The sequence below is a fragment of the Legionella pneumophila subsp. fraseri genome (assembly GCF_000586315.1).
Lineage (GTDB): Bacteria > Pseudomonadota > Gammaproteobacteria > Legionellales > Legionellaceae > Legionella > Legionella pneumophila_B.
The window spans coordinates 26,430-48,948 of sequence record NZ_JFIM01000001.1 but is presented as its reverse complement, the minus strand read 5'-3'; the positions used below and the strand labels follow the sequence as shown (position 1 = coordinate 48,948).

The window sequence follows — 22,519 nt, the reverse complement described above, 5'->3', positions numbered from 1 at the left end:
AAGTCTTTCCCCCGGCTAAAATTTATCCTAACCAACGTTGTATATTATGCAAAATCCTGTCATTGACTGGCCCAGGCTTACTGTCATACACAAACGATTCACCTGTAATCATTTCATATAACTGAATATATCTTGATGCTAAAGTAACAATTAACTCCTGTGGTGCTTGAGGTAATACTTTATCCTTATAAGGATCACAGTGATCAACAAACCACAAACGTAAAAATTCTTTATCTATATTCTCAGGTTCCTTACCCGCCTCAAATCGCTCTTGATAACTGTTAAATAACCAATAACGACTGGAATCTGGAGTATGAATTTCATCTACTAAAATAATTCTTCCTTCCGCATCACGGCCAAATTCATATTTGGTATCCACCAAAATCAAACCATGCCGCTGTGCTACTTCCATTCCATGCTGAAATAACTTTAAAGCATAACTGCTGGCTTCATCCCAGTCTTCCCGGGTCATCCAGCCTTCTGCAACGATTTCATGTGGACTAATCGGCCTGTCATGGACAGTCTCTTTAGTAGTAGGGGTTATCACTGGGCTCTCAAGTTTTTGATTTTTTCTTAATCCATCAGGAAACGTTATACCACAGTAATCACGAATTCCTTTTTGGTATTGCGTCCATAAAGAAGTGCTTGTACTCCCCGAGATATATCCACGAACAACAAATTCAATAGGAAATATTTTGCATTTTTTGACTATCGCCACATTGGGATCAGGTACAGCAATTAAATGGTTAGGTACGATCGCTTGGGTGTTTTTAAACCACCAAACTGAAGTCAAATTCAATACTTGTCCTTTATAAGGTACAGCAGCAAGACATCGATCAAAGGCACTTTGTCTATCTGTAGTGACCAAAATCAACTGATCGCCAAGATCGTAGGTATCCCTTACTTTCCCCTTGTACTTCTTGCCGAAAGGTAAAGAGGTTTCGGTTAAGCAAAAAGGCAAGGCAGCAAGAAGAGCCTCTTGACTAGGGACATTGGTATTCATAGCAGACATGAGCATTAGGGTTAAAGATAATATTAGTAGCTAAAATGGATTCTGCCATTTCATGTATTTTAACATTTTCGCTGCTAAATATCCACAAAACACCATGGTGTATGGCATCAACACCATCAATTGAGAAATGATCCCGAAGCATTTGTAGCTTCTGTTGCCCTATCATGTCGTCTTTTGATTTAACCAAAAAAGCTTTGGCTGGTGATGAAAATATTTGCTCAGGAGCTACCAAATATTCTTTGCGGTCATTATATAAAACCCCTGTTTGCTTTATTTTTTCAATTATTTCAGGAGAATTTGCATCGATATGCCAATACATCATACGATTAACTGTGACCGGTATACCTAACTGTCTTAGCGTATTTTGTACTGTTAAAGCAGCATTATCGGTAATAATTAATTTGACAATCAACTCATGGGCATTGTCTTTTTTGTCATAAGGAATTATTTTAACTGGCTCTGGTTGATAAGATAATGTTTGCTGCTTGAATGGTTTTTTCTCCTTAATATATTCCTTCATTGAATGGAATATAGGATCTCCCGCAAATGCACGTTCAGGGTGAGGCATTATGGCCATGACATTACCCGCTTTATTAATAATAGCAGCAATATTCCGTAGAGAGCCATTAGGATTAATGGGGAAATTATCATCTCTGTTTCCCTGCGCATCACAATATTGAAACGCATTTAAACCTTCTTCTTCAATTTCTTGCAATAATTTCCCAGGCATCACAAAACGCCCTTCAGCATGGGCAGCAGGAATTGATAATACAGAATCCTTTGATAAATAGCGGGTGAATGCATTTTTCCTTACTCGGTCACCAGTTCGCATATGAATCCAACTGTTATAAAATCCTGTTCCTAAAATTTTTCCATCCTGAATTCGCTTATTCTCAGTCAGAGCCATACCAATTTGATAGTTTTTTAAACCAGGCACGAGGCCTGTTTCAACAAGGATCTGTGCTCCATTGCAAATACCAAGAACAGGTTTTCCCAATTCACTCTGTAATTTTATTTCTTTCATGACCGGATCAAGGGCTGCAATAATTCCTGCTCTTGATCTATCCTCATATGAAAAACCACCAATAATAATATAACCATCCATTTCCCGCAGTTTTTGTGATGAATCATTCCACAGAAACTCAACTGGAGTCATACCTGCTCGTTGCACCGCAAGAATTGTCTCACGTTCGCAATTGGAGCCTGGAAACTGAACAACTGCAATCTTCATCACAATAATCTCACTTCTGGTTTTCCTGCTACAATTTGTCCTACTTCATAAACAGGGAAATTAGGGAAGTCTTTTAACGCTGAATGAATTTCAGAAACAACGCCAGGCGAAGCTATCATTACCAGCCCTATTCCCATATTAAAAGTACGATACATTTCCTGATCATCCAGTTTCCCCAATGCTTTTAGCACATTAAAGATCGGCAACACCGGACATGAATTTTTATTGATTTCAACGGAACAATGATTAGGTAATACTCGCGGGATGTTTTCCAGTACCCCTCCGCCAGTAATATGAGCCATTCCCTTGATAGGGATTTTATTATTCAACAGGTGTAGAACAGGATTTGTATAATTGATATGAGGTACCAGTAAAGCCTCACCAACTGTAGCATCCAACTCGTCAAGCTGGGATTCTACAGTATATCCACCCAGTTCAAACAAAAGTTTTCTGGCGAGTGAGTATCCATTGGTATGTAAGCCACTGGAAGGAAACGCCAAAACCGAATCGCCTGGAGTTATATCTTTTCCTAGTATAGCTTCATCCTTTTCCACTACACCAGTGATGATACCTACCAAATCATGCTCTCCTTTCAGATAGGTGTCGGGCATTTCAGCTGTCTCCCCACCAACCAGGGAAATATTATTTTCGAGACAAGCTTGCGTCATGCCAATAATAATTTCTTCAATATATTCAGGCTTCAAGCGATCAGTTGCTATATAATCCAAAAGTGTTAATGGCCTTGCGCCCAACACAATAATATCGTTGGTGGTCGCGCTGACCAAATCGATTCCGATTGTATCAAATTTTTGCATCATCCTAGCAACTATGGTCTTCGTACCTACGCCATCAATGCTTTGAACCATGACAGGGTGTTTGAATTTTTCCATAAAAGGCTTCAAATCATACATTGCACCAAAACTACCGATTCCTGTCAGGACTTGAGGCGAAAATGTTTTTTCAACATTACGTTTAATGCGTGCGACAGCTTCATTTCCTGCCTCGATATCGACACCAGCTGATTTGTAATTGACAGTAGACATTATAATAGCCTCTCTCTTAAGCCATTTTCCCAAGCCTGTTTTGCTTCTTTGACAGGCAAGTTGATAACCGAATTCATCTGTAAAACTGGCTGTTCTGTAGTATGTCCGATAACCATGTAAGGGACTTGATATTGAGTAACCAGTTTATCAAAAGCGGCTTTATTTTGTTTATCGATTTCAAGAATAAAACCGCCTGTCTCTCCAAATAAAAGTTTGTCAGCAGATAATTCTCCATTAATCTGTACAGCGACCCCCATGGAGTTCTTAAAACTCATCTCAGCAAGAGCAACAGCAACCCCTCCCTCTGAGATATCATGGGCGGCGTTAATCAACCCATGCTGAATTGCCGCTGAAACAGCATGGATTTCTCTATTCAACAAACTTAAATCCGGTTTTGGAACATGAGAGCCCAATTCATTATGCAGCTGGTAATAAACACTACCACCACATTCGTCTTTACGCTCTCCAATCAATATCAATAAACTATCACTTTTCTTAAAATCAAAGGTAATAGCAAAATCAATATCTGGAAGTGTTCCCAAGCAACTAATCATAGGGCTGGGAGGAATAGCTCCTTTCACTGATTCATTATACAATGAAACATTGCCGGCAATGACAGGCAAAGTTGATTGGGGATGATCTTTGAGATGAATAGCAGCACAGGCATCAACAATGCCTCGCACAGAGTCAACAAACTCGCGCATTTGTTCTGGCTTCTCTGGATTACCAAAACACAAACAATCTGTTATTGCTACTGGAGTAGCTCCAACCGCAGTGATATTCCGTACCGATTCGACAACCGCGTTAACAGCTCCCCAATAGGCATCAATTTTGTTATAGCGGGGATTTTGATCTAAAGACAAGGCAATGCCCGTTTTACGAATTTCCTCAGGATACTTTGTTTCATTAAATGGTTGTAATACTCCAGCGTCAGCCCATCCTGCTTGTATGAAGGTACGACCCTGCACTTGCTTGTCATACATTTCAAAAATAGGTTCCCTACTCGCCACATTCTCATGAGCCAATAACTGCAATAAAATTTGATTATAATCATCTGGTTGGGGAAAAGAAGGTTCTGTCATTTGCTTCTGCGAAGAGGAATATGGCCTGTTATAAACAATGCCTTTCGTAACATCAGGGACTTTAGCCCTCACAAGTTCACGCCCCTGGTAATTCACTACGTATAATCCATCGGAACGAATTTTGCCGATTACTGCAGCGCAGGCTCCTTCAGAAACCTGTGGTAACGCGAAGGTTTCATTATAATGTTTCAGGATAGTATCTATTAAATCAGGAGGAACAACCCACATAAAGCGTTCCTGAGTTTCAGAGCACAAAATGACTGAAGGCATTAATCCTGGCATTCCCGTGGGCACCTTGTCCAAATCAATTTCGGCACCATAAGAGCCACCGGCTTCAGCCAACTCAATACTTGCGCAAGCCACACCACCTGCTCCTAAATCTTTAAAGCCTACCCTGTCAATTAAATTCTTTTCTCTGAGTAATTGAAATAATGAATAATTGGCTTTAAGGAGATGTCTCTGTAAAAAAGCATTGGGTTCTTGAACGGCTCCTTTATTCTTTTCCTGCGAATCTTCTTCTAATACTGTCGAGGCAAAACTGGCACCGCCAAACCCACTATTATCAGTTGGCTTACCAACTAAAATAAAAACATAATTCTCAGCTTCGGGTGGAGCATAAGAATGAATAATATGATCCTCTCTTACTATCCCGAGCGTGACTACAGTAACCAAACAATTTTCATTGTAGGCCGGATCATAGTACACATCACCAGCTATATTCGGTATTCCCAAAGGATTGCCATACCCGGCGATACCTGAAACCACACCTTCCTGTATCCAGTGAGTCCGTGCGCGAGCGATATCTCCGAAACGCAAACTGTCTGCTACTGCAATAACTTCTCCACCCATACAACAAACATCACGGACATTACCACCAACTCCGGTAGCTGCGCCTTCATAAGGAACAATTTGAGATGGGTGATTATGTGATTCATGACTGACAATAACGCCATATCTATAACCATTTTTATCTTGGGCTACAGACACAATACCTGCATCCTCCTTGGCGCCCAGTATCACATGAGGGCCGGAGGTATTGAATTGCTTTAGATGAATACGGCTGCTTTTATAAGAGCAATGTTCCGACCCTTGAATAGACCAAAGTACGCACTCCGAAATGGTTGGGGGTCTTTTGAGGAATTCATTCTGTATAGTCAATGCCTCATCTACAGAAAGACTTAAATTATAATCGCGCAGTAATTTTTCAATTTCTTCGCGATTCAAAGAAGAAAAATCAAGGGTTTCAGTAAGATTTCGCATGAATTTCTATACCAGATAGAATTAATCTCTGATTGATCAGTAAAGGACTAATCTCTCCCCAAAGCAGTAGATATTGTATATTTTTACACGGGGTATAAGCAATGAAAAACCAATAATTAAGATAAATTAAGTTGTGGTTCTAATTTTGGAATTTAACTTATTACCCACTCAATCTGCTTTTTCAAATCAATATTTATCTCAGAAAGCTCTTCCAGCTCATGGTTAGTGTACGGGTTATCATTTGGGCTATTCAGTTGGTGAAGCTCAATACGTCTATCTCGTTCCTGGTGCAGCCAGGCAATTTGGGGAGCAAACAAATGGAGCATGCCTTCCACCCACTGATCTAATACTTGCCAATAAGGATCGTCTATTAATGTCATCTTGTAAGATTTCAGGAAATATGGAATATGCTCAGCACCATACCAAATTTCTGATGTCACCCAACGGTTGACAGTAAATAATCGTATCGGTTGTCCAAACTGATTCATGCCAATTGCGACAAGGTGAGTCATGGGATTATCTATGTATTTGTCCCAATCCTCTAAAGGAGCAGGTTTAATACGCTTGGGGATATGTTTATATCGCAAAAAACAATGAAAATGACCATGCTCATTACTTTCAAAATTTTCTCTATGGCAATGATAAAAATATTGCGATCCAGTACTGCGATCAATCCTGTCTCCCTTCGGATAGTGACTCATACGTTCATGCTTTCGCTTTTTTCTAAGCGTATAGTGCAGAATATTTTTACCTTTACTGGATATCATTTTCTGTTGGGCTTCAAGAACTTGTGAAGCATAACCAAGAAATTTCTTTTTATACCAGCTGGACAATATGGGTAAGTTAAAATCTGATTGACTAGTCATAATTACTTAAAAAATAAAACGTAATAAAAAGAGGCAGTTAGCACTACCTCTTTATAGAAAATATTACTTATTAATCACCACTGCAACCACCGCAGCCACCACAACCGCCACAGCCTTTGCAACCGTTGCAGCCCTTGCAACCTTTACAACCTGTACAGCCAGAAGTTGTTGTAGTTGAAGTATCATCAGCATAAGCTACGGAAACCATAGGTGCTGTTGATAAAGCAGCTAACAGAGTGGCTACTGCCATTGTTGATTTTTTCATAGTATTACTTCCTTGATAGTTAATGGATTTTTTATTTACCCATTAAGATATTAGCAAACAAATCAAAAATTTTCTTCTTTTTTCACAAAAATAAATTGATTATTTTTTAATAAATCTGGTTTTTTATGTATCTAAAAAGCGGGGTTGATAAATTATTGTTAATACAAGCAACTCTAAGAGCAATGAACCAAATTCATTGTTTATAGTATTTTGGGTACGGTTCAAATTTGATTTATTCATCAGATTCTAACCATACCCTAATTGTTAAGAGCAAAATTCCGTATCAATTTGTCTATTATTTCAAGTCAAATGGTGTGCTTGCTCAAGCAATTGAAGCATTTTTGATAGCGAAATCAAACCAACCGAAGTCATTTGCGTGATTGGCTCTCCCGATGTATTAAAAAATATCATCGTTGGCGTTCCATAAATACCAAACGCCTTTTTTATAGCATCAACCTCTGCATTCTTGGTACTGATATCCACTTTAATGCTAATCCAATCAGACATGGCCTTTTGAATTTCTGGTTGATTGAATACTTTACTATCCATTTCCTGACAATCACTGCACCAATCCGCTGAAAAATCAAGGAATACTGCTTTTTTAGCATTTTTAGCCTGTTCCAATTGCAGTTGAAGAGCGCTTAAGGTATTAATCTTGATAAATGGATTATTTTCTAAAGATCCTTGTTTTACTTTTACTGAGGGTATTGTTGTGTTGTACAAAATAATACCTCCTGAAATCAAAGCAACAAGACCCAATCCTTGAATCAGATAACCACGCCAATTGTTTTGAGATTTTAAAGCGCCTAAACTGATACTGGCGACAATAAGTAATCCAGCCCATAAAATGTGCGTAATGGTCTGATTGAGAATCCGGGATAGCATCCATATGGCAATTCCCAGCATGATAAAACCAAACAATTGTTTTATTTTAAGCATCCAGGAACCTGCTTTTGGGAGTAAGGTACCGTAACCCGCACCAACAATCAGCAGAGGAACCCCCATCCCCAATGCCATAACAAATAAAATCAATCCGCCCATTATGACCTGGCCATTTTGACCAATATAACTTAAAACGCCAATTAAAGGAGCGGTAACACAAGGTGAAACAATTAAAGTGGATAAAACTCCCATTATTCCAACAGAAAGATAACTTCTCTGCTTCTCTAATTGCTTGTTTTTATTTAACCGATTCCCAAGGCTTGCAGGAAGTTTCAATTCAAAAAAGCCGAACATTGAAAGTGCCATGGCTACAAACACAACACTGAATAAAGTGATTACTACTGGACGTTGCATTATAGTTTGGATTGTACTTCCCATATACCCGGCAAGCATACCTGCTCCTGCATAGGTGATAGCCATTCCAGTCACATAACTCAGTGATAATTTAAAGGCTTTTCCTGTAGAAATAGAATTTTGCCCTACAATAATTCCCGATAAAATAGGAACCATCGGTAGAACACAGGGCGTAAAAGCCAACAAAATACCTAATCCGAAAAAAGCACTCAAATAAACAAAAGCACTATTTCCTGTAATAAAATGCATCACAGTATCCGGGTTAGAACTTTCAAAGCCAGGGGTATATGACCACGCCGCCTGAGTAAAAAATATCAGTAATAAAATCATGAACGAATCAATTAATTTTCTCATTTTAATGTCCCAATAAGTAATAAATAACAACGGTAGATACTTGTATCAGAGTACAAGTAATCTACACTGGACCTCTTGCACAGCCACGACTGACAAGAAGCCTACTGAGAAAGTTGACAAATTTACTCTAGTGGGCAATCGGTGGTTTAAAAATTGGGGATACAGGCGATTTGTATTTTGATTGAATAACTAAAAAATAAAGGATAAATGTCAGCAAGGATAAGACATTACCGAGAGATAATTCCTCTTCAGAAATAATATAATAGGCACTGGACGAGCAATAATTCATCAATGCTGTCCTCTGAGGACATTCCGTTATAGAATGTATATATTGTGTATTACTCTGAGTCTGCTGATTATTGTTATGAAACACTGGTGGTTTTATCATTAACAAAACCACGCTGCATAGTATCAGGTAATGAATTACTCTGTATTTAAGTTTCATAATAGCTATAGTATCTTTTTAAGAGAGGTCTGTACAGTAGTTGCTAACTGTCAACACCAACTTATGACTATTTTATAATATTACCAATAAGTTGCTTTAACCTAGCTCCTTCCTGGATAAAAATAAAATAAACCTATCTAATAAACGGGTAGTAAAAAATCGTTTTAAACCAATTAAAAAATAAGCTGGGAAAGTTACAGGGTACTTGGGTTTTGGTTTCCTTGACTCCACGGCATGAACCAGTTTTTTTATCACTGCATCAGTATTCCGGGTGAAAAACGAGTCTGCCTTCTTCTGTTTAAAATTGCTCAGCATATTTCTGTATTGATTCTTGAAATAACTTTTTTCCATTGGTATTTGTTGTAAAGATAAGTCCACCGCATTATCACGAAATCGACTATTTATAGGACCAGGCTCTATTGTTATGACATTAATACCCGAACCAGACAATTCCAGTCGAAGTGTGTCACTCAGTCCCTCCAATGCATACTTGGAAGCATTATAAGCACCTCGAAATGGCATGCTAACTACTCCAAGTATAGAACTGATATTGATTATACGCCCCTGACCTTGTTCCCTCATAACAGGAATAACCAAATTGGTCAAATCTTGCAAACCAAATACATTCGTTTCAAATTGTTGGCGAAGAATATCCCGAGAAATGTCCTCAAGAGCGCCTACCTGGCCGTATCCTGCATTATTAATCAATACATCCAGGTGACCCGATGTCATAATTAACAACTGCGCGAATGCACTTTGGATTGAAATAGGGTTACTGACATCCAGCAAAAGAGCCTCAACTCCTTTGTTTAGTAATTTTTGGACATCCTCTGTTTTCCTGCAGGAAGCAATCACTCTATGCCCTCTTTTTTTCAAAGCAAAAACCGCATCAAAACCTATCCCACTGGAGCATCCTGTGATCAAAATCACTTTTGTATTCATCGCCATGACCTATGCCTAATTTTTAACTATCGTACTAAGCTCTTTATCCAATTACTACCACTATAAAAACTTATTTGGTAGCAATATTAATTAAAAAAGAATGTTTATAGTAATAATAGGAACCGATTGATTCATTATTCATCTATAATTTTAATGTCATTTGCGATAAAAGGAATTTATCATGAAAATGGTATACGCTTATGTCTCGAGATCATTCGCTATTATTAACTTAACTTTTCTATTGTTCATTACTATATCATTTAGCAATGTAGCAAGCGCCAGCAACACTAATGCTGATCAATATCTTTCCGGAAATACTCAACTTGCTTACTTCATTGGGATTCATAGCTACCCTGGTAACTACTACTGGCGTGGTCCTATATATTATAAAAACTCCTACTGGACAAAATGGAGATATATTGGCTATGGTTGCCAGAAAAGCTGCCTAATAGATCGATGGAGTGGTCGAGTCATTCGCTGTGCCAAACGTTGTTTTTAATTATCTATTGTTTAAACAACTTGGTGTGAATACCTCTTCCCAGTAGCTGGAGGGAGATTTTCCAAGTCTATTCCAAAAATGAGGAAGCAGTTTATTTTTATACAAACATGAAGAACTCGGGGTTTTCTCTGTTGTTGGCTCTAGAGGATTGGGTAGTTTGACTGTGGCAATAGACTGCTTATTGAATCTGTGCTGGATAATATTATGGTTTTTTTCGAGATAGTCTGGTATCGTTCTTGGCGTTGTTTTTTGCTCTTTGATTATTAATCCTACCAAATTAGCACGTTGCTCAAGCTGTTCTTGCACATTAATTTGTATTTGTTTTAATTGTTTTCCAACACAGCCAACCTCTTCCAACAGCTGTATCAGATGTCCTCTACGTTCCATCATTTCTTTCGGTATTTGTTGCTTGTTTTTCAAAAACTCATAAATGATATCAATCACTTCTGGAGTGACCTCTCTTCTTAAATGATTAAGTTTTTTATTTAGATGTTTTAATTGTTTTTTTAAAAGAACTTCTTTGTCTTTTAAAGATTCAAGTGATTCATCCAAAGCTCCAATGGCATGATAGGTAAAAAATAAAGGAGTAAAATCGCCTTCACTTTGATGTGCGTTCATAAAATGGCGCAAGGCACCATGATTTCCTGTTGGTGAACTTAGTTGACATAACTGATTATAATTATTTCTTACATTTGCAGGCAAACCATCGATTAACTGCTTGTCTGCAATTAATTGCAAATTAACAAATACCAAGAGAAAGCCTTCGTAACAATGACGCCTTAATAGTAAATCCGATATATTTACCCAGCGCCTGAAAGCATTTAATCGAGAGTCGGGACAAGATTTATGCTGTTGAATGTCATTTTTAAGAAAAAATTCCAGTTGTTGTCTTATCTTGAAATAACTTTGTTGCCTCAAATTCGATTTTTCTTTTCGTTCAAATCCAGAAATATCGCTAAAATCATCCAAAGTAAACTGCTTCAATTGCTCTCTTAATTTAGTATCAATCAATAATGCGTAATCTGAGGCAATTTTAGACTCTATAAAACTATACATTAATTGATTTTTCCTGCTGTGAGCTATTGATTTTTGAAATTTTCTATCAGCAATCAGCTTGTCAAATCGTTCTGAGGCCAAAGGTTTTTGCCAAAAAAGCTTATTGTCCTTTGTCGTCAAGCAGGAACGAAAATAATTATGGGACACTGTCGTAAACTCCTTTCCAACAATTGATTTGTTAAACTAAGCAAAGTAGTCGACCAGACCTTTGGGTAGATGCCTAGTTAATGAGATGATTTTATTGTTATCTTCAGCTGATTGGACAAGATCTATATCAACATTATGATTTTGCCGAGAATATTGGCGGGGATTTGTGTCAGTTCCAATATGGACTTCAGATAAATTTATGCCTTGTTGAGCCATCATCTCTCTTAATCTGGGAAGCGCTTGATCAACAATTTCTTTTACATAAACACTGTGAGTAGATATGTTAACAGAGGCATTATCCTTTACAACGTTGACATTAATTTCCAAAGGCCCTAATTCCTCGGGATGAATTTTAATCAAGGCACTTTTTATTTCCTGATGCCCAAGCCAAACAATATGTTCGGATAATTGATTTGACCACTGCGAGTGATTTACATGAATTGGAATTGTAAAATTTTTAGGCGCATAATAGTTGGAAGCCACTGGAGGTTGAATATCTGAACCAGCTTTGGGGTTCATTTGAAAGGAACTACCAGGTATTTCAGAACCCACTTTACTTACCTCTATTCCCGATCTTGTTACTTCAGATCCAGGTTCGGTATTCATTTTAATCTCTTCTAATGTTGGGAAAGAATCCCCCTCTTTAACTAATTGATGATTCTTCAACAAATCACGCTGCAATAGATTTGTTGCCTCCTTTTGATAAGGGTTAATATTATTCTCTTCATAATCTGCTTTTGGAAAATCCAGTTTCAGTTTGCCAGATTCAATGGATGCTATTTCTGAGTCCCAAATCTTGTAAGTTTCATCTGTCTGGCTTTCAGGTTTCATTATTGGTGGTTGGAAATTTTCAGAATTAATCCATGTCAGAGCCACATTTTTCTCTATTGTCGATTCAAATTGCCCTGCATATTGATTACCTGTTATTTCATTAACATCAGGTAATTCAGTACCGTGCCACAATTGATTATCTGGTGATTTCAACTGCTCATTGTGTTCTTGAATGTGTTCGTCCGCCTTTATCTCGTTAAATTGCAAATTTTGCAAAACTTTATTACCTTCTGAATTTTGATGTTCACATTCGTATGTTGTATCTGTACTGTTTGTTGATAAAACTTCAGCCATTAGCAATATAAAAGATTCAGGAGTTAATAAATCACCGTCGCCGTCAGAATCCTCATGAATATCAATCAATTGCTCAGATTTCAGTTCATTTTGAACCGTTGAAGAAGTATCCGGTAAAATGGATGAAGTGAGTATAAAGTTTTTCAGATCAAGCATGTCACACTCCCTGTGTTATGATTAACATATAGCAAAACTCATACCATCTGCAAGCTTGCTGAAAAAATAATTAAGGGATAGTTAAAAAATATTGCATGCATGTAAAACCTCTTAACACTCACTATAACCCATAAAAAAATAATGCTAGTTTTTGACATGCTTTACAGGAAGAGAAATTTATTATGTATCACTATTTATTCAGCCACCATAAATCTAAGGAATCTATAGATGGCTTGATTGAACAAGCAAAAAAATTGTTAAATCATGTGGAAATGAAACAAAAGGCGTATTTTTTGAATTTATTGACTCTCCGTGTTAGCGAATTTCAAAACGAGCTTGAATCAGAAGCCTCAAGTACCTTTAATACACAACAGATACTTATCCAGTATGAAAAATTTGCGAAAACCTTGCTCATTTGTATAAAGCAACCTGAACGAACATCCTCTGCAATACATAATTACCAAAAAGGATTTTACTATCCTGTTGCTGTTCATGATAAAATTAAACCAGATCCCACCATAGAAAATGTAGCTAAAGCAACTGTGGGCATCGGCCTTACGTTGCTTTTTGGTTCAATACCAACATTTATTTTTAACCCCCTCCTTGGTGTTATTATGGTATCACTCGCTGTGACACTGCTGTTACCAAGTGGGTTTTGCCTGCTAATCCCAGATTCTCCAGATACAACAAGAAAAAAAGAAGAAGAAAAAAGGATTTTTGTAGAAGGTGCAAAACTCATTAATCCTGATGCTCCATTTGAAGAGTTTGATGAAAAAACATACCTCTCCGCATCATTAATTAAAACATGATTTTATTGATACTGAATGAAAACTTCCTGAAATTGAGCTATTATTTCTAGAGATTAAATAATAATGATTTTGGGAGTTCTTTATGAAAGTGGGTCAAGACAGTCTATCAACAAAATCAAGGTTAACAGTTGATGGAAAAACCTATAATTACTACAGTTTAAAAGAAGCTGAAAATAAACATTTTAAAGGAATTAATCGCCTGCCTTACTCCCTGAAAGTATTGCTTGAGAATTTATTACGCTTCGAGGATGGCAATACAGTAACGACCAAAGACATCAAAGCAATTGCTGACTGGCTCCATAATAAAACATCTCAGCATGAAATAGCGTTTAGACCAACAAGAGTGTTAATGCAAGACTTCACTGGTGTTCCCGCAGTGGTAGATTTGGCCGCCATGCGTACTGCCATAGTAAAAATGGGAGGTAATGCAGATAAAATTTCTCCCCTTTCACCTGTCGATTTAGTGATAGACCATTCGGTTATGGTTGATAAATTCGCTTCAGCTGATTCCCTTGAAGTGAATACCAAAATCGAGATAGAAAGAAACAAAGAGCGCTATGAGTTTTTACGCTGGGGACAAAAAGCTTTTTCTAACTTTCAGGTTGTCCCGCCCGGAACGGGCATTTGTCATCAGGTCAACCTGGAGTATTTAGGAAAAACTGTGTGGAATAGTGAAAATGATGGTCAATTGTATGCTTATCCGGATACTTTAGTTGGCACAGACTCTCACACCACTATGATTAATGGATTAGGTGTACTGGGTTGGGGAGTCGGTGGTATAGAGGCCGAAGCAGCGATGCTGGGACAACCAGTATCGATGCTAATCCCCGAAGTAATCGGCTTTAAACTATCAGGCAAACTTAAAGAAGGAATTACCGCGACTGATTTGGTTCTTACCGTCACTCAAATGCTACGAAAAAAAGGAGTTGTTGGTAAATTTGTCGAATTTTATGGTCCTGGACTTAATGATTTACCTTTGGCAGATAGAGCTACAATCTCCAATATGGCTCCTGAGTACGGCGCAACATGCGGCTTCTTTCCAGTAGACAAGGAAACAATAAAATATTTGGAATTGACTGGTCGTGATAAGCATACCATTGCCCTTGTTGAAGCTTATGCAAAAGCGCAGGGTCTATGGTATGACAAAGATAATGAAGAACCTGTGTTTACTGACTCTTTACATCTGGATTTAGGTAGCGTTGAACCCTCTCTGGCTGGCCCTAAGCGACCCCAGGATAAAGTGAATCTAAGTTCATTACCTGTTGAATTTAACAATTTTTTAATTGAAGTTGGAAAAGAAAAAGAGAAAGAAAAAACCTTTGCCGTTAAAAACAAAGATTTTCAAATGAAACATGGCCATGTAGTCATAGCGGCAATAACCAGCTGCACTAATACCTCGAATCCAAGTGTGCTGATGGCAGCAGGACTGGTAGCAAAAAAAGCGATCGAAAAAGGATTACAACGCAAACCATGGGTTAAGTCTTCTTTAGCACCTGGTTCTAAAGTAGTTACAGATTATTTAAAGCATGCTGGCCTGCAAACCTATCTGGATCAATTAGGTTTTAATTTGGTTGGTTACGGTTGTACCACTTGTATAGGTAATTCGGGTCCTTTGCCTGATGATATTTCCCACTGTGTTTCAGAGCATGATCTTGTTGTTTCATCCGTTCTATCTGGTAATAGAAATTTTGAAGGACGTGTTCATCCTCAGGTCAGAGCCAACTGGCTCGCTTCTCCCCCGTTAGTAGTTGCTTATGCTTTATGCGGAACAACTTGCAGTGACTTAAGCAAAGACCCAATTGGGCAAGACAAAGATGGAAATGATGTTTATCTCAAAGACATCTGGCCATCTAATAAAGAAATTGCTGCTGAAGTAGCTAAAGTAAGCGGTACCATGTTCCGTAAAGAATATGCCGAAGTCTTTAAAGGTGATGCTCATTGGCAAGCTATTCAAACAAGCTCAGGACAAACTTATGAATGGAATCCTGATTCTACCTACATTCAACATCCTCCATTTTTTGAAAATTTAAGTCTGAAGCCAGAGCCTATCAAACCCATTAAGCAGGCTTATATTTTAGCTTTATTCGGTGATTCAATTACAACGGATCATATTTCACCTGCCGGCTCAATCAAAGCCAGCTCTCCAGCAGGGTTATATTTAAAATCCAAAGGAGTAGATGAGAAAGATTTTAACTCCTATGGCTCACGCCGCGGTAACCACGAAGTAATGATGCGAGGCACTTTTGCCAATATACGCATTCGTAATGAAATGACACCTGGACAAGAAGGTGGTGTCACTCGTTATGTTCCTACCGGAGAAACCATGTCGATTTATGATGCCGCAATGCGTTATCAGGAAAATCATCAAGATTTGGTTATCATCGCTGGTAAAGAATATGGAACAGGCTCTTCTCGCGATTGGGCAGCAAAAGGCACTAATTTGCTAGGCGTTAAAGCAGTGATTACGGAAAGTTTTGAGCGAATCCACCGTTCCAATTTAATTGGCATGGGTATATTGCCATTACAATTTAAAGATGGCATTACACGTAAAACATTAAAGTTGGATGGTAGCGAGCGCATCAGTATTGAAATTTCTGATAAATTAACCCCGGGCGCAATAGTACCTATAAGCATACAAAGGCAAGACGGGCACATTGAAAAGATAGAAACTCTTTGTAGAATTGATACTGCTGACGAGCTTGAATATTATAAAAATGGCGGGATACTTCAGTATGTATTACGCAAAATAAGTTCTTGATCGTTGGGCACATTGCTGCCTTTCTGCATTAGAATGTTGGGTTTCACAACAAGAGAAACCCAACAACATATAAAACTTCAGCAGTAATTAAACTATGCAGCCAAACTTTTCTTTACTCTGTTAACTTATCATAATACCATTTATACCCCATTCAATACCCGAGTTTATTGCACTCATAAAGGATAAATAATGAATCATTCAAAAAAGGTTCTGAACGTTTTTTCTTTAGTTATGATCAACGTCATTGCTGTAGATAGTTTACGGACCTTGCCTATCAGCGCAAAACTTGGATTTTCCCTGGTCTTTTATTATATTTTTGCAGCTCTTACCTTTTTTATTCCAGTAGCATTGGTTGCTGCAGAGCTCGCTACCGCCTACCCTAATACCGGAGGAATTTATGTCTGGGTTAGAGAGGCATTCGGGAGACGAGCAGGATTTATCACCATTTGGCTGCAATGGATCTATAATGTCGTGTGGTATCCAACCATGTTAGCTTTTATCGCCGCCACTTTATCCTATTTAATCGCCCCTCATTTAGGAAATAACAAATTTTATTTATTGGGCACAGCACTTACTTTGTTTTGGGTGTTTACTTTTTTAAATTGTTTTGGCATGAAACTATCCAGCATAGTAAGTATCATCGGTGCCTCCATAGGCACATTATTGCCTATGATAGTGATTATTATTCTGGGTACTGTTTGGATATTTCAAGATAGGCCTGTAGCAGTCAATTACCCCACAACATGGCTACCTGATTTTAGTTCTTTAGGAAATCTGTCTTTATTTTCAGCGGTTTTATTTGGCCTTATAGGAATGGAAATGTCTGCTGTTCATGCTGAAGAAGTAAAAAACCCACAAAGGGATTATCCCAAAGCCCTTTTTTATTCAGCTATTTTAGTTATATCCACCTTATCATTAGGCTCTTTGGCAATTGTTATTGTAGTACCAAACGATAGCTTAAGCGTTGTTTCAGGCCTTGTTGATGCCTATGCTGTATTTTTTAATTCCTATAATATGCCGTGGATGACATCAGTGATTGCGGTATTAATTATTTTAGGAGGCCTCAGTGGTGTTTCAGCCTGGATAATAGGCCCAACTAAAGGATTACTTGTGTCCGCGCGTGATGGTTCCTTACCTGCGCTGTTTTCCCGTGTCAATAAATACGGCTCGCCGGTAGCAATACTGCTCACTCAAGGCGTTATATTTACTGTATTAAGCACAGTCTTTATTTTACTCGATTCAATTAATGCTGCGTACTGGGTATTAAGCGATTTAAGTGCTCAAATGGCATTGTTGGTATATATCATGATGTTTGCCGCAGCAATTAAATTGCGATACAGCAAGCCTGAACAGCCTCGCGGCTATACTATTCCTGGTGGAAATCTGGTGATGTCACTTATCTCTGGAATAGGAATTATCTGCTGCATAGCTGCTATGATTGTTGGATTTATACCCCCTTCACAAATCCCTATAAAGAATGTTTTTCTCTTTGAGTGTTTTCTAATTGGCGGTCTCATTCTATTTGTTTTCATTCCCTGGTTATTTGCTAAAAAACATGATGAGCAATTATGTAGTGAAGAGTAGTTGAGTAAGAAATTAAAAGCCCACAAAAATTTTGTTGGGCTTTTCAAAATTGTTCTTAAGAGTAATTAATAATACTAACCTTCTTCCGGGATAGACATTAAACTGGCATTACCTCCTGCAGCAGTTGTATCAACTGTATAGGTACGCTCATGGCAAAGTCGAATCAAATAGTTAGGGCCTCCAGCCTTCGGGCCTGTGCCAGATAACCCTTCACCACCAAACGGTTGAAGACCTACTACTGCTCCAATCATATTACGGTTTACATAACAGTTCCCTGCATGAACCCTTTGCCTAATATATTCAACTGTTTCATTAATTCGGCTGTGTATTCCCAGTGTTAAACCATAGCCAGTTTGATTGATTTGATTAATTACTTTATCCAGATCTTTTCTCTTAAACTGAATCACATGCAAAATTGGCCCAAATACTTCTTTTTCCAAAGCGCTGATATTATCAATTGCAATGGCTGTTGGTGGCATGAAGTATCCTGATGAAACGTCATCACTAACGGAGCATTGATATAATATTTCATGATGTTTTTTCATGTTTTCGACATGATTTTTCAATATAGATAATGCTTCCTTGTCTATAACAGGGCCAACATCGGTTGATAACCATTGAGGATCCCCTACGACTAGCTCAGCCATGGCACCTTTTAATAGCTCTACAGTTCTTGGATACACTTCCTCTTGCACATACAATACTCTAAGTGCCGAACATCGCTGTCCTGCACTGCCAAAAGCAGAGGTGACAGCATCAACCACCACTTGCTCCAATAATGCTGAAGAATCGACAATCATTGCATTTTGACCGCCTGTTTCTGCAATTAAAGGGATAATTTCACCACCTCGAGTAGCTAATGTCCGATTAATCAAATTCGCCGTGTCAGTCGAGCCTGTAAACAGAACTGCTTTAATTCGTTTATCTGCGACTAAAGCAGCCCCTATGGTCTCGCCAGCGCCTGGAATTAATTGAATTGCTCCTTCAGGAATACCAGCTTGATGCATTAATTTCACAGCGTAGGCTGCAATTAATGGAGTTTGTTCAGCTGGTTTAGCAATCACACAATTGCCTGTAACTAGTCCAGCTACGACTTGTCCCGTAAATATAGCCAAGGGAAAATTCCAGGGACTAATACACAATATTGTCCCGCGAGGATGTAAACTTAATTCATTTAATTCCCCCGTGTATCCATTAAAGCGTTGAGGACTACCCATAAGCTCTTGGGCTTTCCTGGCATAGTATCGACAAAAATCAATAGCCTCTCTTACTTCAGCAATTCCGTCACCCCAGGTTTTACCAGCTTCCCGACAAGTTAATACCATGAGTTCTGCCATATTGGCCTGTAGTAAATCTGCAAATCGGTTTAGACAAGAAGCACGTTCTTCTACCGATTTCTTACTCCATGGTTCAAAAGCCAATTTTGCTTGATTTAATGCCGCCTCAACATCATCAAGAGTTGCTTGCTGCACAGATCCAAGAGCATATGCCGGCTGCTGGGGAGACATAGCCGTTTGCAGTAAGTCCCTGGATAATTTCCGACCGGAAATTATAGGACTTGCCTGCCATTCTTTTGTTTGAATTTTTGCCAGTTCCTGCTGCAATAAAGCGCGTTCAAGTCGATTTGTAAAGTCAAAACCTTTAGAGTTTTTCCGTACAGGTAAAAAGATATCCTCTGGCAATGGTATATTTTTGTTTATTTTATTAAATAACGATTTTGCTTTAGTCACTGGATCTTCTACCAACTCGCTAATAGGTGCCTTATCATCCACTATGCGATTGACAAAAGAAGAGTTTGCTCCATTTTCCAGTAATCGTCGAACTAAATACGGTAATAAATCCTCATGGCTACCAACTGGTGCATAAATACGGCATGGAATACCATAACAATTAGCAGGAACAATCTGCTCATAAAGCTCATTCCCCATGCCATGCAGACATTGAAATTCAAAATCTCTATAATCCCCTACCACATTCAGAATCATTGCCACAGAATAAGCATTATGAGTTGCAAATTGTGGATAAATAGCATCGGTCATAGTCAGGATTTTTTTTGCGCAAGCCTGAAATGACACATCAGTAAATACTTTACGGGTAAAAACCGGGTATTCAGAAAAACCTTGCATTTGCGTTTTTTTGATTTCGCTATCCCAATAGGCTCCTTTGATCAATCTGACCATAATACGCCGCTGCTTACTTCTTGCCAGAGCAGCAACCCAATCCAGGACATAAAACGCTCTTTTTTGATAGGATTGAACGGCCAAACCAAACCCATTCCATCCCTGTAAACTCTCATCATTAAACACTTTCTCTATCACATCAAGCGAAAGATCCAAACGCTCTGACTCTTCAGCATCAATTGTTAAAGCAATGCCATAGTCCTTTGCTAAACGCGACAAGGCCAATAGTTTGGGAGGTAATTCTGCCATGACACGCTCATGCTGAAATTCACTATATCGTGGGTGTAAGGCAGAAAGTTTGATGGAAATACCAGGGCGTCTGTATACATCTGAATGTTTATCCGCTTTCTCTCCAATTGAAATGATTGCTTCCTTATAGGCTTCAAAATATCTTGCGGCATCTGCAGATGTTAAGGCAGCCTCACCCAGCATATCGTAAGAATATCTGTATCCCCTATCTTCCTTTTTCTTCGCTCGAGCTAAGGCTTCATTAATGGTACGTCCCATCACAAATTGCTTGCTCATAATTCGCATGGCTTTATCAACGGCTTTTCTGACAACAGCCTCACTACTTCGATTAACCAATTTTAGTAACGCTTTGGTTAGTGTATTTTCAGCTTTTTCAGGAGTTAAAACTTTACCAGTTAACATTAATGCCCAAGTAGTGGCATTTACAAAAAAAGATTCACTCTGTCCACGATGGGCTCCCCAATCACCGCCAGCCAATTTATCTTTAATCAAATTATCTATGGTGGCATTATCGGGAACGCGCAATAACGCTTCCGCCAGACACATTAAGGCAATTCCCTCATCGCTTGATAAGGCATACTCTGTTAAAAAAGAATCTATTCCGGTGCTTTTCCTTCTCTCGCTGCGAACTGATTCAACCAATTTTGTAGCACTGGTTTTAATCGCAATCATTTGCTGAGGTTCAAGCGCTGCTTTTTCACTCAGTTCTGTAATTAAAGAAAGCTCATCCATACGATAAGCTTTATTAATAGCAGCTCTTAATCCTTCCGGTAAATGAATGGACTGCTTTTCCAGCATAATGTTCTCCAAAACTAAAGTGATAATTGTAAAAAATCGGTATTAAATTTTTACCATATACGACAAAAATTAAATTCATTATTCTCACGATGAAGAAATCCAATCATGATATCTTACACCAGCTTATTTGCCATGCCCCATCTCTACGAAAAAGCAATATTTTGGATAAAATCATAGTATCGAGTAATGAGTTGGGCTATACAAAACCAATGCATCAGCACCCATTTTGTGGCATATTATATGACGACAATCCTATTCGATAAAGTAAAAACGCGCTTTTTAATCCATAAAAACTGAATTAATTTTATTTATTTAGATCTAATTTTAATCAAAAAGAACAATATTTAACTACAACAATTGTTCTAATTTTAGCCTTAATTGACATTATTTAACCAAATATCTTTTCCAACCAACAGTTAACCTCATGATATGATTAATATTTTCACCTAATGGACAACTTGAGCTCTTATAAATTTACAATTAACTTATTTGTTAATATAATCACCATCTTTTGTAATAACCAATAATGGTGATTTAACAAGAAGAAAGGAGCAGTATGAATACATTATTTACTCTAATCTCAACTGTATTACTAACAAGCAACATCACATCCAGCACCCCATTATTTGCCAAGCCTGGAACAGACATTAACACCCAGGTGCAACATCTTAGCCACAAGGCCCCTCAATTAAACAAAAAAGTTTTAAAACTAGCCTTGACGGCCTATAAAAATGCGAGTAAGAGAGGAGCAGTTAAAAAACCCGTTCTTACCGTGATTGATTATTCCTTACCTTCCAATAAACAACGTATGTGGGTATTCGACCTTCGTAACGAACGCCTATTATACAATACTTACGTAGCCCATGGTAAAAATTCTGGAGTCAATGTTGCCAGGAGTTTTTCGAATAGAGAATCCAGCAAACAATCCAGCTTAGGTACCTATATCACCAAAAACACCTACATCGGACACAAAGGCTACTCCTTGAATCTCCAGGGTTTGGATAGAGGGTTTAATGATAATGCATACAATAGGCGTGTTGTGATACATGGCGCGTGGTATGTTGAACCTGACTTTATCAAAAAAGCTGGCCGTGCTGGTTTATCTTGGGGCTGTCCAGCTATAGCACAGACCTTAGCAAAACCCGTGATCAATACCATTAAAAATGGTTCGGTTGTTTTTGCTTATTACCCCGATAAAAAGTTTTTATCTCATTCAGGATATCTGGTAGCATAAATAAGTAAGCCAGGGACTCAGCCCTGGCTTTTCGCAGTCATCCGTATAAGAACTTACGTTCTTATTGTCATCCTGACAAATCAGATCCCTCTGATAGCAAATCCATTTGCACGACTCATATCCTTATA

General features: G+C 38.2%; 16 protein-coding genes. 5 read left to right on the top strand and 11 right to left on the bottom strand.

The window, feature by feature from the left end:
• Positions 1-22: 22 nt before the first annotated feature.
• The 8 genes from CC34_RS0100210 to CC34_RS0100170 all read right to left on the bottom strand — a co-directional run bounded on the left by CC34_RS0100210 (position 23) and on the right by CC34_RS0100170 (position 9,802).
• A complete protein-coding gene (locus tag CC34_RS0100210) occupies positions 23-1,003 on the bottom strand; it encodes a phosphoribosylaminoimidazolesuccinocarboxamide synthase (protein WP_028378151.1) in 981 nt (326 codons plus the stop codon).
• Positions 984-2,243, bottom strand: coding sequence for a phosphoribosylformylglycinamidine synthase I (purQ, locus tag CC34_RS0100205; RefSeq protein WP_027227170.1), 1,260 nt, complete (start codon positions 2,241-2,243; stop codon positions 984-986). Before purQ ends, CC34_RS0100210 begins: the two co-directional genes overlap by 20 nt.
• On the bottom strand, positions 2,243-3,286 hold the full coding sequence (gene purM, locus CC34_RS0100200) for a phosphoribosylformylglycinamidine cyclo-ligase (protein ID WP_027227171.1): 1,044 nt from the start codon (positions 3,284-3,286) through the stop codon (positions 2,243-2,245). The genes purQ and purM overlap by 1 nt, the downstream gene beginning before the upstream one ends.
• Positions 3,286-5,628 (bottom strand): phosphoribosylformylglycinamidine synthase subunit PurL, encoded by a 2,343-nt coding sequence (purL, locus tag CC34_RS0100195; RefSeq protein ID WP_027227172.1) that lies wholly within the window; start codon positions 5,626-5,628, stop codon positions 3,286-3,288. The genes purM and purL overlap by 1 nt, the downstream gene beginning before the upstream one ends.
• A 152-nt stretch (positions 5,629-5,780) precedes the next feature.
• On the bottom strand, positions 5,781-6,494 hold the full coding sequence (locus CC34_RS0100190; RefSeq protein WP_027227173.1) for a DUF6969 family protein: 714 nt from the start codon (positions 6,492-6,494) through the stop codon (positions 5,781-5,783).
• 70 nt (positions 6,495-6,564) lie between these two features.
• Entirely contained in the window at positions 6,565-6,759 is a 195-nt protein-coding gene (locus CC34_RS0100185) for a hypothetical protein (RefSeq protein ID WP_027227174.1), read from the bottom strand.
• 300 nt (positions 6,760-7,059) lie between these two features.
• Positions 7,060-8,409: a protein-disulfide reductase DsbD gene (gene dsbD / locus CC34_RS0100180; protein ID WP_027227175.1), complete on the bottom strand. Its 1,350-nt coding sequence runs from the start codon at positions 8,407-8,409 to the stop codon at positions 7,060-7,062.
• A 541-nt stretch (positions 8,410-8,950) separates the two neighbouring features.
• The gene (locus tag CC34_RS0100170; protein WP_027227177.1) at positions 8,951-9,802 is read right to left on the bottom strand and encodes an SDR family NAD(P)-dependent oxidoreductase; all 852 of its coding nucleotides are present in this window, start codon (positions 9,800-9,802) and stop codon (positions 8,951-8,953) included.
• A gap of 284 nt (positions 9,803-10,086) precedes the next feature.
• Here CC34_RS0100170 and CC34_RS1000000117265 point away from each other — a divergent pair, with 284 nt between their 5' ends.
• Entirely contained in the window at positions 10,087-10,245 is a 159-nt protein-coding gene (locus tag CC34_RS1000000117265; protein ID WP_161513070.1) for a hypothetical protein, read from the top strand.
• 50 nt (positions 10,246-10,295) lie between these two features.
• Here the strand turns inward: CC34_RS1000000117265 and CC34_RS0100160 are convergent, their stop codons facing one another.
• The gene (locus tag CC34_RS0100160) at positions 10,296-11,498 is read right to left on the bottom strand and encodes a hypothetical protein (RefSeq protein ID WP_028379042.1); all 1,203 of its coding nucleotides are present in this window, start codon (positions 11,496-11,498) and stop codon (positions 10,296-10,298) included.
• A 36-nt stretch (positions 11,499-11,534) separates the two neighbouring features.
• On the bottom strand, positions 11,535-12,779 hold the full coding sequence (locus CC34_RS0100155; RefSeq protein WP_028379041.1) for a flagellar hook-length control protein FliK: 1,245 nt from the start codon (positions 12,777-12,779) through the stop codon (positions 11,535-11,537).
• A 182-nt stretch (positions 12,780-12,961) separates the two neighbouring features.
• Here CC34_RS0100155 and CC34_RS0100150 point away from each other — a divergent pair, with 182 nt between their 5' ends.
• The 3 genes from CC34_RS0100150 (at position 12,962) to CC34_RS0100140 (ending at position 17,930) form a co-directional block, all read left to right on the top strand.
• Positions 12,962-13,588, top strand: coding sequence for a lpg1689 family Dot/Icm T4SS effector (locus CC34_RS0100150; protein WP_027227181.1), 627 nt, complete (start codon positions 12,962-12,964; stop codon positions 13,586-13,588).
• An 82-nt stretch (positions 13,589-13,670) separates the two neighbouring features.
• On the top strand, positions 13,671-16,346 hold the full coding sequence (acnA, locus tag CC34_RS0100145; protein WP_027227182.1) for an aconitate hydratase AcnA: 2,676 nt from the start codon (positions 13,671-13,673) through the stop codon (positions 16,344-16,346).
• Between the two features lie 189 nt (positions 16,347-16,535).
• The gene (locus CC34_RS0100140) at positions 16,536-17,930 is read left to right on the top strand and encodes an APC family permease (protein ID WP_027227183.1); all 1,395 of its coding nucleotides are present in this window, start codon (positions 16,536-16,538) and stop codon (positions 17,928-17,930) included.
• A gap of 74 nt (positions 17,931-18,004) precedes the next feature.
• Here CC34_RS0100140 and putA read toward each other — a convergent pair whose 3' ends face one another.
• Positions 18,005-21,157 carry a bifunctional proline dehydrogenase/L-glutamate gamma-semialdehyde dehydrogenase PutA gene (gene putA / locus CC34_RS0100135; RefSeq protein ID WP_028379040.1) on the bottom strand — a complete coding sequence of 1,051 codons (3,153 nt, stop codon included), beginning with the start codon at positions 21,155-21,157 and terminating at the stop codon, positions 18,005-18,007.
• 556 nt (positions 21,158-21,713) lie between these two features.
• Between putA and CC34_RS0100130 the strand changes: the two genes are divergently transcribed.
• On the top strand, positions 21,714-22,391 hold the full coding sequence (locus CC34_RS0100130; RefSeq protein ID WP_027227185.1) for a murein L,D-transpeptidase catalytic domain family protein: 678 nt from the start codon (positions 21,714-21,716) through the stop codon (positions 22,389-22,391).
• Positions 22,392-22,519: the final 128 nt, after the last annotated feature.

Coding starts and splice junctions, on each gene's coding strand:
- CC34_RS0100210 (WP_028378151.1), bottom strand. CDS start 1,003: ATGAATACCAATGTCCCTAGTCAAGAGGCTCTTCTTGCTGCCTTGCCT.
- purQ (WP_027227170.1), bottom strand. CDS start 2,243: ATGAAGATTGCAGTTGTTCAGTTTCCAGGCTCCAATTGCGAACGTGAG.
- purM (WP_027227171.1), bottom strand. CDS start 3,286: ATGTCTACTGTCAATTACAAATCAGCTGGTGTCGATATCGAGGCAGGA.
- purL (WP_027227172.1), bottom strand. CDS start 5,628: ATGCGAAATCTTACTGAAACCCTTGATTTTTCTTCTTTGAATCGCGAA.
- CC34_RS0100190 (WP_027227173.1), bottom strand. CDS start 6,494: ATGACTAGTCAATCAGATTTTAACTTACCCATATTGTCCAGCTGGTAT.
- CC34_RS0100185 (WP_027227174.1), bottom strand. CDS start 6,759: ATGAAAAAATCAACAATGGCAGTAGCCACTCTGTTAGCTGCTTTATCA.
- dsbD (WP_027227175.1), bottom strand. CDS start 8,409: ATGAGAAAATTAATTGATTCGTTCATGATTTTATTACTGATATTTTTT.
- CC34_RS0100170 (WP_027227177.1), bottom strand. CDS start 9,802: ATGGCGATGAATACAAAAGTGATTTTGATCACAGGATGCTCCAGTGGG.
- CC34_RS1000000117265 (WP_161513070.1), top strand. CDS start 10,087: ATGCTGATCAATATCTTTCCGGAAATACTCAACTTGCTTACTTCATTG.
- CC34_RS0100155 (WP_028379041.1), bottom strand. CDS start 12,779: ATGCTTGATCTGAAAAACTTTATACTCACTTCATCCATTTTACCGGAT.
- CC34_RS0100150 (WP_027227181.1), top strand. CDS start 12,962: ATGTATCACTATTTATTCAGCCACCATAAATCTAAGGAATCTATAGAT.
- acnA (WP_027227182.1), top strand. CDS start 13,671: ATGAAAGTGGGTCAAGACAGTCTATCAACAAAATCAAGGTTAACAGTT.
- CC34_RS0100140 (WP_027227183.1), top strand. CDS start 16,536: ATGAATCATTCAAAAAAGGTTCTGAACGTTTTTTCTTTAGTTATGATC.
- putA (WP_028379040.1), bottom strand. CDS start 21,157: ATGCTGGAAAAGCAGTCCATTCATTTACCGGAAGGATTAAGAGCTGCT.
- CC34_RS0100130 (WP_027227185.1), top strand. CDS start 21,714: ATGAATACATTATTTACTCTAATCTCAACTGTATTACTAACAAGCAAC.